The following is a 17039-nucleotide window of genomic DNA, read 5'->3' on the forward strand; positions in this document are numbered from 1 at the left end:
TAGTTAATCGCATAACTAATTATATCAGAAAAACGCTGTACGTTCTATGAACGACAGCGTTTTTTCTTTAGGGGAGTTTTTTTACAGCCCCTTTTACAGATTATTAATTATTTTTTCCTTTTAAGAAATCTTTACAACTAAGTAAATCAACAGGTAAGAAATAACCTTGTTCATATAGACAAACTGGGCACTTCAAAGGAGCTTGGGTACCTTCGAAGATATAACCGCAATTCACACAAACCCAAACGGATGGGGAGGATGCAGTATATAATTGGCTATTCTTTATTAATTCGGCTAATTTCTCGAATCGATCACAATGAACTTGTTCAACTTTAGCAATTTCAGAAAAGGAATGAGCGATTTTAACAAATCCTTCTTCTTGTGCTTTCTGACTGAATTTGAGATACACATCGTTGGCTTCCTCATATTCGTTATGCTTAGCAAAGTTTAATAAATCCTCAAGATTCTCTGAAACATTAATTGGATATGCAGCTTGGGAGATCTCGATATTCTCTCCAGTGAATTCTTGAAGGTGATCATAGAATATCTTAGCATGAGCACGTTCTTGGTTGGCAGTGAAGGTAAATAATTCTTCTACCATTTTTTGCTTTTGTCTTTGAGCTATTTCAGCAGCGAAAGTATAACGGTTACGGGCTTGGCTTTCACCAGCAAAAGCACGCATTAGATTTTCTCTAGTTTCACTTGTTTTAAAATCAACAGGCATATAGTTCCCTCTTTTCTTATATTAATGAGACGTAATAGGCAATTGTAAACGCTTTGTAATTGAGAAGAGTTTGCATTTGACTAACGATACATAAACAAGCATAGTATCTGTACATTATGGAAAACTATACTTTCTATAATTAATTATTATCATTGTAATCTCGAATAAATCTTTTTTACCACGAATCTACCGTGATTGAACTGTTAACGTAGTGTCAACATGATACCGTTTCTAAATGCTTCCCTTTTTTCTACTAAATACCACCCCCAGAACGATTCCCGCCAGAGTAGGAATCAGCCAACCAAAGCCAATCGCATGACCTGGAATCATACGAAGAAATTTAGAGATTCCCGGAAAGAGAAGCTTCTGCTGTTCCAAAACTAGAAGCATACTGCTAATTCCACAAAAAGCTGCGGAGCATGGATAAACGTATTCAAAACGCTTAAACAAACGATGAGTAAAAGCCAGAACAATCAGCAAAATCGCAAGAGGATAGATAGCGTTCAGTACAGGGACAGAGAATTTTAAAATAGCGTTTAACCCAATATTAGCAATTACCACGGATACTGCCGCAAAACTCCATACCCATACCTTGTGACTGATTCTCGGAAAAATTCCGTTAAAATATTTTCCACAGCAGCTAAATAGGCCCACGCAAGTATTAAAACAGGCAATCAAAAAGCTGGCTGCCAGAATAATCATTCCCATCCGTCCAAATAAAAATTCAGACATTTTCATCAGTACCTCCGTTCCATTCGTCGTTTCTGGAAAGTTCTTTCCCGAATTCATTCCCACAAAGGTTAGCATAGCATAAACTATCAGAAGTACAATTCCCGCAATCCAACCTGCCCAAATTGTCTCGTTCATCACAGATTTTTCTTTTTTGATTCCTCTTGCTTGAATATTCATAGCAACAATGATTCCAAAATTCAGAGCTGCAAGCGTGTCCATAGTCTGATAACCGTCTAAAAATCCCTGCACCGAAGCCATTTTCAGATAACTCTCGGAAGGTACAGCCGCCCCTCCCTCAGGTTTCATCAGTGTTCCCACAAATATAAACACAATCAAGAATAAAAGAATAGGTGTCAGCCACTTTCCTAAGTATTCTGTGAGTCGTTCTGGGTGCATGGCTACCAAAGCTGCTATTGTAAAAAATAAAAGAGAATAAACAAGCTGTATCGGTCCCAGAGATATTCCCTCCGGCATAAAGGGTTTCAATACAATAGAAAATGAAGTACTGGCGGTTCTGGGAATCGCAAGACAGGGGCCGATAGCAAGATAGAGTACTAAAATATACACAAAAGCAAATTTTTTATGTACCCTTGACGCCAACTCGTTCAGCCCCCCGGAAAGGGTCACAGCAACCACCCCCAGTACCGGAAGTCCTACCGCACTGGCTGCAAATCCCAAAAAGGCTGTCCATGTGTGACTTCCTGCCTGTGCACCCAAATAGGGTGGAAAAATCAGATTTCCGGCTCCAAAAAACATGGAGAATAAGGTAAAACCCATCAATAGTTTAGTTTTGAAATTAAATTTTTCAATCATATTAGTTCCTCTCATAACTCATTTTATCACTCGAAGTAGGAAAAGCGCGGGTTTCTTCCCCGCAAACTTATGGATCTCTTCTTAGCACTTGATTCAACTCTTCTAGAGTATTTATTAGAAAAATTTTATCATTATGAAAATCTTTTTACAAGTACGCATAGTATTCTGCCTTAGTTTTTTTGTTATTCTGCATTATTGCATAGTTGCTATCAATATGATATAGTGGCAATTGGTCTGTAATTATGGATTTATAGTAGTTATCGGAGCAATATAATGAGAAAGTTGTGGTACATAGTATGAAAGATTTAACAAAAGGAAAGCCAATCAAATTAATTTTTCAATTTGCATTACCCGTATTAGTCGGTAACATATTTCAATTATTATATAATTTGATTGATACTAGAATCGTTGGGGAGACGTTAGGAGAGCAGTCATTAGCAGCTGTGGGAGCAACAAATTCAATTAATTCATTAATAATAGGTTTTTTAATAGGGTTAACCAATGGTTTTGCAATTAACGTCGCGAAAAGTTTTGGTGCAAAAGATGAAAAAGCATTACGTAAAGCAACAGCCATGACGGTGACCTTAGGTATAGTAACGACCTTGGTACTTACGGTCATAAGTGTGACCTTCTTAATGCCTCTACTTCGGGTTTTAAATACACCAGAAGAAGTAATACACCAATCGCACACATTCATTCGAATAATTTTTCTTGGTATGATTGTTACATTATTATATAACATCTGTGCAAGTGTGTTGCGTGCAATTGGAGATACAATAACTCCTCTTATCTTCTTAATGTTAGCAGCTTTACTGAATGTTGGATTGGACTATTTATTTATTAAAGGCTTTCATATGGGAGTGGAAGGTGCTGCTTATGCAACTGTAATATCACAAATATGTTCGGTAGTAATGTGTTTTACATATATATGGAAGAAGTATCCGATGTTACATCTAAAAAGAGAGGACTTTAAGGTGACGTGGTCCTATGTCAAGCAGATGTATCTGTCGGGATTATCGATGGGATTTATGTTATCATTAGTTTCACTTGGAACTGTAGCATTACAAAGTGCAATCAATACATTCGGAACGAAAACAATTGTAGCTCATACAGCAGCAAGAAAGATTACAGAAATCTATATGCTGATGTTTGGTGTCTGTGGCACAACGATGACTACTTATTGTGGTCAGAATCTTGGATCAGGTCAGATCTCTCGTATAAAAGAAGGAATCCGTAGCGTTATAGTAATTACATGGATATGGTCAGCAATTATGATGATTGCTAGTTATACAATTGCACCATGGTTAGTACATATGGTAACTGGTACTAGTGATTCTGAGATTGTACAAACAGCAACTTTATACTTAAAGATCAATACCGTATTTTATTTTGTACCCGCAATGATTACCGTGTTACGTAATTCTATGCAAGGAATAGGGGACCATACCACACCGATTATATCTAGTATGATAGAACTTGTGGGGAAAGTATTAATTGTGATTATACTCGTTCCTCATCTTGATTATATGGGGATAATTCTAGCTGAACCAATTGTGTGGATACTAATGGTTATTCCATTAATTATTAAGATTAAGAAAAATCCAGTTTTAAAAGAAAAAGAGATAACGAATAATTGCATATAATTTTGATAGAATATAAGTAAAAGTGGTTATTGTGTTACTATACACGATAACCACTTTTTACGTAGTGTTGAATGAATATGAATGAAAATGGAGAAAACGAAGTTTGAAATGATTCTATATGATTGGAAATGAATGATAATGAATTTAAATGAAAGAAAATGATTGACTTTGAAAGAAAATAATGATAGTATATGACTATACTAGTAATGAGAATTCGAGGGGGAAATAAATATGCTAACACAGGAGAGACACAATCTAATACTTCAAGTATTACAAGAAAGAAAGGCTGTAACTGTAACAGAACTTACAAAAGAATTAGATGCATCGGAATCGACAATACGAAGAGATCTCATTACACTACATGAGATGGGAAAAGTAAACAAAGTACATGGTGGAGCAACGGTATTAGAAGATATAACATCGTTTGAAGCAGATGTAGAAACAAAATCATCGTTGAATATTGATGAGAAGAATGAAATAGGACGTTATGCAGCCTCCTTAATAAAAGATGACGATTTTGTCTATATTGATGCAGGAACAACAACACTAAAGCTTGTTGACTATATAACGAATAAGAAAGCTGTCTATGTGACCAATGGTTTTGCACACGCTAAGAAGCTAGTACAAAAAGGTTGTAGGGCTTATGTAATTGGTGGAGAACTTAAGTTAGCAACAGAAGCGTTAGTAGGAGCGGAAGGTATTCATAATCTTAGAAAGTATAACTTTACAAAAGGATTTCTAGGAACGAATGGTATTAGTATTAATCAAGGAATGACAACACCTGAAATCGAAGAAGGTCTTATGAAAAAAGAAGCCGTAACACGTAGCTATATGACATACATATTAGCTGATCATTCGAAGTTTGGTAAGGTTTCTTCTGTAACTTTTGCGTCACTTGATAAAGTTTGTATCATAACTGACTATGCACCAGATGATAAATATAAAGAAGTAGCCATTGTAAAGGAGGTATGTAAGCAATGATTTATACAGTAACATTTAATCCAGCACTTGATTATGTAGTAAGAGTAGAGCAATTAATAACAGGGCATGTAAACAGAACAACTAGTGAAGAAATCTACTATGGTGGTAAGGGAATCAATGTGTCAGTGTTATTACAAACACTGGGATTAGATAGTGTTGCGCTTGGGTTTATAGCTGGATTTACAGGAGAAGAGATTGAAAAGGGCGTCAAAGCACAAGGAATTCAGACAGATTTTATACGATTACCAGAAGGTATAAGTCGTATCAATCTTAAGATTAAATCTGAAAGTGAAACAGAGATTAATGCGAACGGTCCTTCTATTACGGAATCTGCAATTACGGATCTGTTTGAAAAGTTAGACAAATTAGTAGCGGGTGATACTTTAGTCTTGGCAGGAAGTATACCTAGCACCTTACCAGATAATATATATGAGCAGATTATGGAGCGCTTATATAAGAAAGATATTCGATTTGTAGTGGACGCTACGAATGACTTATTAAAAAATGTCCTTAAATACAAACCGTTCTTAATTAAACCAAACAACCATGAACTTGGAGAGATGTTTGGTGTTACGCTAGAAACAGAAGACGATATTATTCGATACGCTTATGAATTACAAAATATGGGTGCACGTAACGTACTAATCTCTATGGCTTCAGAGGGTGCGATTTTAATAGATGAGAATAACATGGTACATCGTATGGGAGTTCCAAGTGGTAAGGTTGTTAACTCAGTAGGTGCAGGGGACTCTATGGTTGCGGGATTTTTAGCCGGTTATATGAAAACCGGTGAATATAGTGAAGCATTACGATTGGGGACGGCTTCAGGGAGTGCGACAGCATTCTCGCCAGGACTAGGAAGTAAAGAACTGATTGAAACTTTGTTACAAAAGTTATAGAAGCTAGAGTGAAATATGGCAGCTATTTAGTAGATAGTGGTCCAATTAATAGAGTTTATAACAAAGCATAGGAATGATAGGAGGTAGTAGAATGAGAATAACAGATCTTCTTAAAAAGGAAGCAATCGCATTAAATGAGACACCAAATTCAAAAAGTGAAGCATTACAGATTTTGATCGATTTACATGCAAGCGCTGGTAATATTAAAGATAAGGAAGAGTACAAAGCTGGTATTCTTGCTAGAGAAGAGTTAGGAACCACCGCAATTGGAGAAGGCTTAGCAATTCCACATGCAAAGAATAAAGCAGTTTTAAAACCTGGACTTGCAGCAATGACAGTGCCAGAGGGTGTGGATTGTGATTCAATGGATGGAGCACCTAGTAACCTATTCTTTATGATAGCAGCACCAGAACATGGTGGAGATGTACATCTAGAAGTATTAGCTAATCTTAACGTTATGTTAATGGATCCTGTATTCAGACAACGTTTATTAGAGGCGAAGACTTCAGAAGAGTTCCTAGCAGTTATTAATGAGAAAGAGATTGAGAAATTCGGAGAACCTGAGAAAGAAGAAATGAAAGGTTATCGGATCTTAGCAGTAACAGCGTGTCCGACAGGAATTGCACATACTTTCATGGCAGCTGAAAGCTTAGAGTTGAAAGCAAATCAGTTAGGATATACCTTAAAGGCTGAAACCAATGGATCAGGTGGGGCAAAGAATGTCTTAACGAAAGAAGAGATTGAAGCAGCAGATGGTATTATCGTGGCAGCAGATAAGAATGTTGAGATGGCAAGATTCAATGGAAAACCAGTACTTAAGGTTAAAGTTGCTGATGGAATTCATAAACCACAGGAATTAATCGATAAGATTATTAATAAAGAAGTACCAATCTATCATCACTCTGGAGAGGATTCGGGTGATGGGAATGAAGAAAATGAAAGCTTTGGTAGACAATTATATAAACATTTAATGAATGGTGTATCCCATATGTTACCATTTGTTATTGGTGGTGGTATTCTAATTGCCTTGGCTTTCTTATTAGATGATTATTCAATCGACCCTGCTAACTTCGGTACGAATACGCCAATTGCTGCATTCTTTAAACATATTGGTGGTACCGCATTTGGATTCATGTTACCAATACTGGCAGGTTATATCGCTATGAGTATTGCAGACCGACCAGGGTTAGCTGTTGGTTTTGTTGGTGGATCCATTGCAGCAACAGGTATGACATTAACAGCAGAGACAGGTATTCCTGCCGGATTTTTAGGTGCATTATTAGCAGGTTTCATTGGTGGTTACCTTGTAGTTGGGTTAAAGAAACTATGTGACAAGTTACCTGATAGTTTAGAAGGAATTAAACCAGTATTGTTATATCCTCTCCTTGGTATTCTACTAATTGGTTTGATTATGTGTGCCATTAACCCTGCAGTAGCAGGAATCAATACAGCATTAACTGATGGATTGAATGCGATGGGTAGCGGAAGTAAAGTACTACTTGGCTGTGTTGTAGCAGGAATGATGTCAATTGATATGGGTGGACCATTCAACAAAGCAGCCTATGTATTCGGAACAGCAGCGATTGCCAGTGGCAATTATGATATCATGGCAGCAGTTATGATTGGAGGTATGATTCCTCCATTAGCAATTGCATTATCTACAACATTCTTTAAGAATAGATGGACGGAAAAGGATAGAAAATCAGGTCTTGTAAATTATATTATGGGATTATGTTTCATCTCAGAAGGAGCTATTCCTTACGCAGCAGCAGATCCACTACGTGTAATTCCTTCTTGTATTATCGGATCTGCAGTCGCTGGTGGAATTTCAATGGCAATGGGCTGTACACTTCGAGCGCCTCATGGAGGAATCTTCGTATTTCCTGTAGTGGGTAATGTGTTAGGTTACATTATAGCGTTAGTAGTAGGTTCTGTAACTGGTATGTTAATTCTATCTTTCTGGAAGAAACCAATTAGTAATTAAACATGAGATTCACTAAAGCATAAGAATGATAAATAGAGATATAATAACTGAATGAAATAAAATGAAAGACTTTTGATATATCTATATGATTTGTAAAAACTTGTAATTAACTATACTATTAAGACATAAAGGAGATAAAAACATGGTAAGTAAAAAATACACAATCAAAAATGAACAAGGACTTCATATGAGACCAGCTGGTTTAGTAACAAAGGAAATGATGAAATTTAATTCAGATGTAAGTTTTGCAGTTAATGGAGCAACAATTAATGCAAAAAGTATTATGAACGTAATGGCAGCTTGTATAAAATGTGGTACAGAGATTGAAGTACAGTGTAATGGAGCAGATGAGGAAGCAGCATTAGCAAAGTTTGATGAATTATACAACAATGGATTTGGTGAATAATTCCTAGGTTGATGGTGCGTCGACATAGGTAGATAGGAGGTATTGCTATGTATCATGGCATTGCAGCGTCTGCTGGAGTTGGTATCGGACATATTGTTTTACTAAGAGAAGCAGTAATTGAATATGATAAGGACAAATCAGTTGACGTAGAAGCAGAATTAGAACGGTTCAAGAAAGAATTGGAAGTATTCACTACGAATACAATGCAAGTTGCAGAAGATGTAAGAGAGCGGATTGGAGATAAGGAAGCCGAAATTATTGAAGGACAAGTTATGATTATATCTGATCCAACCTTGAAAACAGAAGTAGAAGCAGCAATCAAATCAGGCAAATGCGCTGAACAAGCGATGGAAGAAGTTTGTGACACATTCATTCAGATGTTCTCAGCTATTGAAGATGAGATGATGAGACAGCGTGCAAGTGACATCCATGATATCAAGACACGTTTCTTAAAACAATTAATTGGAATTCATGATGTAGATATAAGTAAAGTACCAGCTGGAACGATTCTAGTAGCACGCGATTTGACTCCGTCTATGACTGCAGGAATTGTGAAAGAGAATGTAGTTGGTATCATAACGGAAGTTGGTGGTGTAACTTCACATTCTGCAATCCTAGCAAGAGCGTTAGAAATACCTGCGGTCTTAAGTATAGAGAACTGTACAACTAGCTTACAAGATTCAGAAGAAGCCATCGTGGATGGAGATAAGGGCATTGTAATTACCAATCCTTCGAGAGAACAAGTGGAAGAATATGAAGAAAGATACAAGAAGCATCAACAAGAGAAAAAAGATCTATTAGCATTCCAAGGTATGAAAACCAAAACAGCCGATGGGATAGAAGTTGAATTATTCGGTAATATTGGAACACCAAAGGAAGCACAGACGGTTGTTGAATCTGGCGGTGAAGGAGTAGGGTTATTCCGTACAGAATTTTTATTCATGGACAAGTCCTCACTACCTTCTGAAGAAGAACAATTTGAATCATACAAAGAAGCTGTTATAGCTATGAATGGAAAACCAATTATCATTCGTACACTTGATATCGGGGGAGATAAAGAGATTCCTTATCTTGAGATTCAAAAAGAAGATAATCCTTTCCTAGGATACCGAGCAATTCGCTATTGTCTGGATCGTCCTGAGATTTACCGAGCTCAATTACGTGCATTACTTCGTGCTAGTGCATTTGGTGATATTCGAATCATGGTGCCACTAGTAACTTGTATGGAAGAAATCCGTAGCGTGAAGGAATTACTTAAAAAGTATATGCAGGAATTAGACGCGGAAGGTATTGCATATAATCCGAATATCCAAATTGGTGTAATGATTGAGACACCAGCTGCGTCGATAATAGCAGATTTATTAGCGAAGGAAGTGGATTTCTTTAGTATTGGAACTAACGATTTAACACAGTATACGATGGCAGTTGACCGTGGTAATGCTAAGGTTGCAGCATTGTATTCTACCTATCAACCGGCGGTTTTGCGTAGCATTCGAACCATCATTCAAGCTGCAAAAGCAGAAGGTATTATGGTAGGAATGTGTGGAGAGGCTGCCAGTGATAGAAGATTAATACCATTACTTCTTGCATTTGGCTTGGATGAATTCAGTGTGAGTTCCTCAGCTATTCTGGCAACAAGAAAGGCTATTTCTGAGATTTCACTGGATAAAGCAAAAGAAATTGCTGAGAAAGCATTGCAACTTACTACAGAACGAGAAGTATTTGAGTATCTTTCTCAGAACATGCAATAGTATTAGTATATTCCCCAATCAAACAATTAATATAGATGTGCATACTATGCAAAAAAGGACATTTCTCTTGGGAATTGTCCTTTTTTGTAGTGTGCCCAGCATTTCTATGACGTCGGATAATAGTGCTATTCATTAATTTGCAATTTAAATAAACTCTCTTTTGGTATGATTAGCATACGATAAATCTCGTGTTCCCAGGCAGTTTGTAATCTTGCATCTGTTATCCCGATTTCTTCAATAGTAAGGTCGATTTCTGTAAGAATGGATATGGTCCCCAGGTTACCGATTTGAATCATTGTTATACAAGCAGTTGAATTACCGCAGTGGATAACGCGAGGCTTTTCATAGGTCATTAAGCTTATTACGACTTGACCGTCTTCATTAGAATCTAACGTAAAGGAGTCATCAATTGTAATAGAAGATTCTTTATTAAAGGTTACAAGACGTTGATACGTTTGAACACCAGCTTCTTTTGGATAGGCAGAAGCGATATCCATACGAATATGACAGTCATCATCTGATAACGAAACATCAACATTAGTAGCACAGTAACTAGTTCCTGGGTCTTGCATAATTCCGTTAATTGTTGGAAGATTGTGATACGCTGATTGCATAGTCCAGATTTCATATCTTCTAGGCGAGAATGTTTTCTGACAGTATGTCTCAACACCAACATCGATTATGAATGGATTGCCATCTTTGTATATGGTAAAACTTCCTGTATCATTATGATTGTGGCTGTCACCGTTATCACCAGCTTTAACAGCTAGACAATACTTAGAATCTCTGGCAATGAAAAGTCCAACACTTGAATAATAGATGTCAGGGTGAATCAGTTCTTCTTCCGTTAGGTAGTTTTTGATTTCAGTAACCGTGAATGCATTTTGCAAGCGGTAATATAGATTAATTTCGCTTGCAAGTATAAGATCATTAGAGGCGTGGAAATCTTGTGCTGCAAATTGCATCATTGCAGGAGTATTAATTCGCTTAGCAAAGAGGTATTCTCTAACACCTGCCCGACCAGCAACAGGGGAGCAATCAGCGAAATTGGTATAATACTTGTCATGAATATGTACATTCATTATGTAAGTAGCCATGTTTCTTATTTTTTCATCTTTATAGACATTAATAAAGAAGTTGTTGGTAATAGCATTCAAAATCTCAATTGTATTAAAAAGACATAGTCCGGAATGTCGGTAATACTGGGCCCCTTCATCGCAACAACCATCTTGTCCATAATCTTTCAGGAAATAGTCTGTACTCTCACACGCCTTTAGGAAGACTTGCTTCATAAAATCGGGGTAATTAGGTAGTAAGAAAACAGATAATAGTATGTTCTGTGTACACCAGATCGTCCAGTTACACATTGGTTCATCTCCATTGCCCATCCACCAGAAGTGTTTAGATAGATAAGGCGTGTATATTCGTTGCTGTAATTCATTCCGTATTCTTTTGGTTATGAATGGGCTTATAGCGTTGAGCTTATCTTCTAATAAATAGTGAATCGTCGCTAAAAGCGCCCCTGTTTCGCACGAGAATAGATCAAGAACGGGATCGGTCGCATCCGGTAACGATAAGCAAGGGGTATCTCTAATATAGGAGTTATGTGCTGGTAGTTGCCATGCAGATTCTTCGCATATAGAGAAGATGCCGTTAATTATGTCATCTATGAATTCACCGGAATTTGATGCGCATTCAGCTAGAACTAATGCATTAAGCGCACGTCGTTTAGTAAAGTAAATATCTTCATAATTGGAACGATTTCCGATTCGTGTAAAATCTAGAAAGAGGGTTGCTGGTAGGGGATCAAAGGAAAAGGATCTGAAAGAACGTCCCGCTTCGATGGTAGATTCTTTCCATATAGGATCAAGACAATTCCATTCTTTTCTTTGTGTAGCAGTAGCGTAAGGTAGGAAATTAGTTAGTATACCGTCAAAATCTTTAGCTATTTCATAAAACATAGTCGCTATCCTTTCTTTTAGGTAATAGGTGAATTATTGGCTTGCAGATAGTCTCTCGGTGAACAACCTTCAACTTTTTTGAAAACTTTACTAAAGTAAAATGCATTCTCAAATCCTAATTGGTCAGCAATTTCATAGATTTTATAGTTACCGGAAGCCATCATGAGTTTGGCTTTTGAAATCTTCCGATTGGTTATGTATTCGGAAAACCCTATGTTGGATTCCTTTTTGAATATCAGGCTAAGATAATTCGGAGTAATACCAAATTCAGATGCCGTTTCATTCAAGGTTAATTTTTCGTCAATATGAGAATTAATATAGTCGATAATGTTGTCAACCAACTCCTCTTTGGAAGATTTATGGTGACTTTGTAGATGCTTGCATAAATTAACCTTGAAAAATTCTAACCAAGATAATAATTGATCCATCGTAGTTTGCAGATAGATAGAATGATATCCATCTGGGTAAGAGGAGAAGATATTATTTATAATAGTTTCTCCATCAGTAAGGAGCGAAACGGATAGATATAGGATATTACAGGCTGCATCCAGTGCTTGGATATATTTTGTTGGATGCATTCGAAACAACTCAATAATCTCTGATATTGTATCGGAGAAAGCAACAGCATCATATTCCTCAAAAGCTTTTCGAATTGACGCTTTGAATAGACTTAAATTGAAGATATTCGAATCAATTTTGTGTGAACTCTGTATTAATGTATCATACATAAGTAATTTTTTTTCTAATGTAACATAGGTGTTAATTTGGCGTGCATTCTCATACGAATCCGCAATTTGAAGTGGTTCTTCATATTGTCTACCAACACTTGATAATATCCAAACATTAAAGTAATTATGAATCATATTGCTTGCAGAGGTAAGTGCTTCTTCAATCAAAGCATTACATTCCTCTACATTGGTATTCGGTAATAGAAATATAATACAAAAGTGTTTAGTGTCTAATGAAGTGCAATAGCAAGTTACGTACTTGCTCACTATGTTTTGCATCATCTCCATAGCACTAAAGTACAAATCCATTGCTTTTTGTGGATTTAATTTCTCTACTTGTTCAGGTATTATATTGCATAGACTTACTGCGTAACTTTTAGCTATAAAATCAATGGAGAGTGCCTTTGCCTCTTCATGGAATTCATCGTTGGATTTAAATAAATTATGAAGGAGTGAGATGAAGAACTTATCATGGAAAGCTTTAAAGGCTGTTTCCGTCTTAGGTATTGAAGCAGCAGTATTCTGTTCCTTTAGTATTTGAAGTGCTTTTTGAAGCACTTCACGTAAAGATTCTGCAGTTAATTCCAGCTTTACAAGGTAATCGATAATGCCATATTTAATAGCTTCTTTAATAAAACTAAAGTCCTCATAACTAGTAAGAATAATAAATAGTGGTAACTTTCCGTAGAGTTCTCTGCAATTTTTGATTAGTTCTAAACCGTTCATAAGGGGCATTCGTATATCAGTGATAACAATCTCCGGCATAAACTCTCCAATATATTCGAAAGCTTGTTTTCCATTCATTGCAGTACCACATACCTCAATACCGAATTCGTTCCAGTTCAAGATTGATTTAATTCCTATCTGCACAAGAGGCTCATCATCAACAATTAGTAATTTATACATCTAAATCTTACTCCTTCCAGATTCTAATTCCTTTCATAGCTCAGCGATTAAGCTGGTGGTGTAATTAACTTTGGTAATAAAATCGTAATTATTGTGTACTCACCTTCCTTACTATGAAATTGTAGTCCGTAGTTATCGCCAAAAGCATATCTAATTCGTTGGTTTACATTATTAATACCAATCTTCTTAAATAAACCAGAACTAGAATTATCGTTAGTTGCTAAGATGGAAGATATTTGTTCTTCTGATAGTCCAATTCCATTATCTTCGATGGTTATTTGAATCGTCTGATCATCAAGAGAGTCGATTGTAATAATGATTTTACCAACAGAACCTTTTGGCTCGATGCCATGAAAGATTGCGTTTTCAACCATTGGTTGTAATGTGAATTTTGGAATCTGGCATTGGTATAAGTCTTCGTCAATTACGTGAATGTCTAATCGAATCGTTCCACCATAACGATATTTTTGAATAATGAAATAATTATTAAGTAAATCTAATTCCTGTTGTATAGAGATGATTTGATTGGTGTCCTTCGATACGGATTTCATCAGCCTTGATAGAGAAGTAGTCATCTCTGCTATACCTGTAGCATTCTGGATTGTGGCCATCCATTTTATTGAGTTTAGAGTATTATAGAGAAAATGTGGGTTAATCTGGCTCAGTAACATCTGATATTCTAGTGATTGTCGTTCCTTTTCATCCTGGATTTTGTCATTAATTAATTCCGCAATATCTCCGGATAGTTTGTTAATACCAATTCCAATTGTGCCAAGTTCGTTATCCCATTCAATCTCTTTATCGATACTAAAGTCTCCTTTGGCAACACACTCAAGTTTTTTCTTGATTTTATAAATTGGTCGATTAATCTTCCTATTAAGGTCGATTAACAAAAGTACGCCAAGTAGCATTACGATTCCAATGATTAATAAAATAATAAATATGTACATAGATTTCTGCTTATTAAAGACACTAGCAGAGATTGTTTGAGAGAGTGACCAACCACTCAGATTACTAGTATAAGTAACCAGTGTTTCTTTCTTACCTGATTCCGTTCGAATGGTACGTATAGTTGATTTGGCAGTCTTTTTGTTTAATGAAACAACATCATCTAAATCATTTGTTAACGAGAACTTGCCATTATCAATTAGATATGTCTTATCTTCGATTGTAAGATACACTTTGCTATCACTAGGAATCGAATACAATTTTAGTGCATCGGTTAAGATATTAGAAGTTACACTTATGTATACCCAGCCTATCTTATCAGGTGAACTTTTATTGTAGATAGGACGAATAATAGGAATAATCAAATCTTTTGTGTTATCACCGATATCATTGGGCAACAATCCAACCCACTTGAATGTAAAATCATTATAGAGCTCATCAAAATAGGAGGATTCCTGTATATGCTCTGATATCTTAGTAGCTTTCGTGGTACTTCGACTGGTTGCTTGTAGATACTTACCTTCGAAGTTACTAACAACAACCCTTTCTATATAGTAATAGGCAAGATTGTTGCGATATTCTTCTGACAACCGGTTCCACGCTTCTAGTGATATCTTTTTGTCATCATCTTCATTGGTAAGATAATTAGCTAAAGTGTAGTTCATACTACACCATCTGGCTAATGTCTGTACATCTGTCATATTCGACGTAAATGAGTTCATTATTAATTTTAGATTCGACGAAGTAGAGAGCTGTAAGCTGTTTTTTAGTAGAGATTCGAAAGAAATAAAGCAAATAGAAGAGATTGAAACAGATAAAATCAAGGTAAATACCATGGTCATTTTAATGATTGTGACTTTTATACTGCGTGACTTGTAATATTTCATCTTTTGCACCTACTTTACCGATAAGATATATTCATGATATACAAGTAATTGTTTAATGTCAATAAAATTGAGGCTATATTCATGAGAAAATAAGGCAAATTACTGACAATTATAATATTTTACATGTTTTTAAATAAATAATATATGTTTTGAGAATAAAAACTAAAAAGTCGCTGAAAAGATTGAAATAATGAATATTATAATAAAAATATTACATTTTATAAATAAGCTCAAAACTATATAATAAGTTCATGGTTGAGGAATACATACAACTGTTACAAAACTTTTTAGGAGGGTATTTTATGAGAAAAGGAAAGAAAGTTATTAGTTTAGTACTAAGTTGTGCATTAGTATTAACAATGTTTACTGGTTGTGGTACTAAGAAAAACAACAGCAAAGAAGAAACAAAACAAGAAGATGTAGCGACTGATACGACAACAGATTCAGCTACGGATACAACAGATTCGACAGCTGAAAAGACTAAAATCAGATGGGCTGTATGGGACGTAGCAGCAACTACATATTATCAACCAGTTATCGATGCATATGTAGCAAAGAATCCTAATGTAGAAATCGAATTAGTAGATCTTGGTTCACAAGATTACATGACTGCATTGGCAACACAATTAGCAGGAAACGATACAAACTTAGATGTAGTTACCGTAAAAGATATTCCAGGATATACAAACTTAGTTTCTAAGAACGTTTTAGAAAAAGTTGACACAAGTGCACTTGACTTATCTGTATATGGTGGTATTACTGAACAAATCGAAATTAACGATCAAATCTATGCATTACCATATAGAAGTGATTTCTGGGTTGTATTCTACAACAAAGACATCTTTGATGCAGCTGGTGTTGATTACCCAACAAACGATATGACTTTTGAACAATATGATGATTTAGCTCGTCAAGTTACTAAGACTGATTTAGGTAATGAAGTATATGGTGCTCATTACCATACTTGGAGATCAGCAGTTCAGTTATTCGGTATTCTTGATGGTAAAAGTTCAATCATCGATGGAAACTATGATTTCTTAAAACCATACTATGAGATGGTTCTAAATGAGCAAAAAGATGGCGTTTGCCAAGACTATGCAACACTTAAGACAAGTAGTTTACATTACTCTGGAGCATTTGCTCAAGGTAACGTAGCTATGATGAATATGGGGTCATGGTTTATTCCAACATTAATCGAAAAAATTAAAATTGGCGAATATACAGAACTCTCAAACTGGGGACTTGTAAAATATCCTCATGCAGAAGGTGTTGAACCGGGATCAACTTTAGCAACTATTACTTCATTAGCAGTAACAAGTGCTTCTAAGAACAAAGAAATTGCAACTGATTTCATGAACTTTGTATGTGGAGCTGAAGGTGCTGAGATCATTGCATCAACAGGTACTTTTCCAGCAATCAAGACGGACAGCGTAGTTGATGCTATCTCAGGCATGGAAGGATTCCCTACTGATGCTAACAGTGCGGAAGCATTAAGAACTGCTAATACTTACCTTGAAATGCCAGTTTATGATAAGAGTGCTGAAATCGAAGTTGTTTTAAATGACGGACATGATTATATCATGACGGAAACAATGACAATTGATGAAGGTATCGCTTATATGAATAAAGAAATAGATAAAATTATTAATAAATAATCAATAGAAAAAAGCAATATG

At 35.9% G+C, this 17039-nt stretch carries 12 protein-coding genes; 7 read left to right on the forward strand and 5 right to left on the reverse strand.

Going from position 1 to position 17039, the window contains the following annotated elements:
- Positions 1–103: 103 nt before the first annotated feature.
- Together rbr and brnQ are read right to left on the reverse strand one after the other, a co-directional pair.
- The gene (gene rbr, locus BUB90_RS11695; RefSeq protein WP_073287899.1) at positions 104–724 is read right to left on the reverse strand and encodes a rubrerythrin; all 621 of its coding nucleotides are present in this window, start codon (positions 722–724) and stop codon (positions 104–106) included.
- Between the two features lie 231 nt (positions 725–955).
- Positions 956–2269, reverse strand: a complete 1314-nt coding sequence (brnQ, locus tag BUB90_RS11700; protein ID WP_073287901.1) for a branched-chain amino acid transport system II carrier protein — start codon at positions 2267–2269, stop codon at positions 956–958.
- 296 nt (positions 2270–2565) lie between these two features.
- On the opposite strand from brnQ, the gene BUB90_RS11705 reads away from it, so the two are divergent.
- The 6 genes from BUB90_RS11705 (at position 2566) to ptsP (ending at position 9933) form a co-directional block, all read left to right on the forward strand.
- Positions 2566–3912 carry an MATE family efflux transporter gene (locus BUB90_RS11705; protein WP_073287903.1) on the forward strand — a complete coding sequence of 449 codons (1347 nt, stop codon included), beginning with the start codon at positions 2566–2568 and terminating at the stop codon, positions 3910–3912.
- A 231-nt stretch (positions 3913–4143) separates the two neighbouring features.
- Positions 4144–4893 carry a DeoR/GlpR family DNA-binding transcription regulator gene (locus BUB90_RS11710; RefSeq protein WP_073287905.1) on the forward strand — a complete coding sequence of 250 codons (750 nt, stop codon included), beginning with the start codon at positions 4144–4146 and terminating at the stop codon, positions 4891–4893.
- A complete protein-coding gene (gene pfkB, locus BUB90_RS11715) occupies positions 4890–5792 on the forward strand; it encodes a 1-phosphofructokinase (RefSeq protein ID WP_073287907.1) in 903 nt (300 codons plus the stop codon). The genes BUB90_RS11710 and pfkB overlap by 4 nt, the downstream gene beginning before the upstream one ends.
- 91 nt (positions 5793–5883) lie before the next feature.
- Positions 5884–7776 (forward strand): PTS fructose transporter subunit IIABC, encoded by a 1893-nt coding sequence (locus tag BUB90_RS11720; RefSeq protein WP_073287909.1) that lies wholly within the window; start codon positions 5884–5886, stop codon positions 7774–7776.
- Positions 7777–7918: 142 nt separating this feature from the next.
- Entirely contained in the window at positions 7919–8182 is a 264-nt protein-coding gene (locus BUB90_RS11725; protein ID WP_073287911.1) for an HPr family phosphocarrier protein, read from the forward strand.
- A gap of 47 nt (positions 8183–8229) precedes the next feature.
- Complete coding sequence (gene ptsP, locus BUB90_RS11730; protein WP_073287913.1) at positions 8230–9933, forward strand: phosphoenolpyruvate--protein phosphotransferase; 1704 nt, start codon at positions 8230–8232, stop codon at positions 9931–9933.
- A gap of 125 nt (positions 9934–10058) precedes the next feature.
- On the opposite strand, the gene BUB90_RS11735 is transcribed toward ptsP, so the two are convergent.
- From BUB90_RS11735 to BUB90_RS11745, 3 genes are read right to left on the reverse strand one after another with little or no spacing between them, the layout of a single operon-like run.
- Positions 10059–11894 (reverse strand): heparinase II/III domain-containing protein, encoded by a 1836-nt coding sequence (locus tag BUB90_RS11735; RefSeq protein WP_073287916.1) that lies wholly within the window; start codon positions 11892–11894, stop codon positions 10059–10061.
- Positions 11895–11911: 17 nt separating this feature from the next.
- Complete coding sequence (locus BUB90_RS11740; RefSeq protein ID WP_073287918.1) at positions 11912–13528, reverse strand: response regulator; 1617 nt, start codon at positions 13526–13528, stop codon at positions 11912–11914.
- A gap of 47 nt (positions 13529–13575) precedes the next feature.
- Positions 13576–15363: a sensor histidine kinase gene (locus BUB90_RS11745; protein ID WP_073287920.1), complete on the reverse strand. Its 1788-nt coding sequence runs from the start codon at positions 15361–15363 to the stop codon at positions 13576–13578.
- A gap of 302 nt (positions 15364–15665) precedes the next feature.
- Between BUB90_RS11745 and BUB90_RS11750 the strand changes: the two genes are divergently transcribed.
- On the forward strand, positions 15666–17018 hold the full coding sequence (locus BUB90_RS11750) for an extracellular solute-binding protein (protein ID WP_073287922.1): 1353 nt from the start codon (positions 15666–15668) through the stop codon (positions 17016–17018).
- The last annotated feature ends 21 nt before the right edge of the window (positions 17019–17039 follow it).

This window comes from Anaerosporobacter mobilis DSM 15930 (assembly GCF_900142955.1).
Taxonomy (GTDB): domain Bacteria; phylum Bacillota; class Clostridia; order Lachnospirales; family Lachnospiraceae; genus Anaerosporobacter; species Anaerosporobacter mobilis.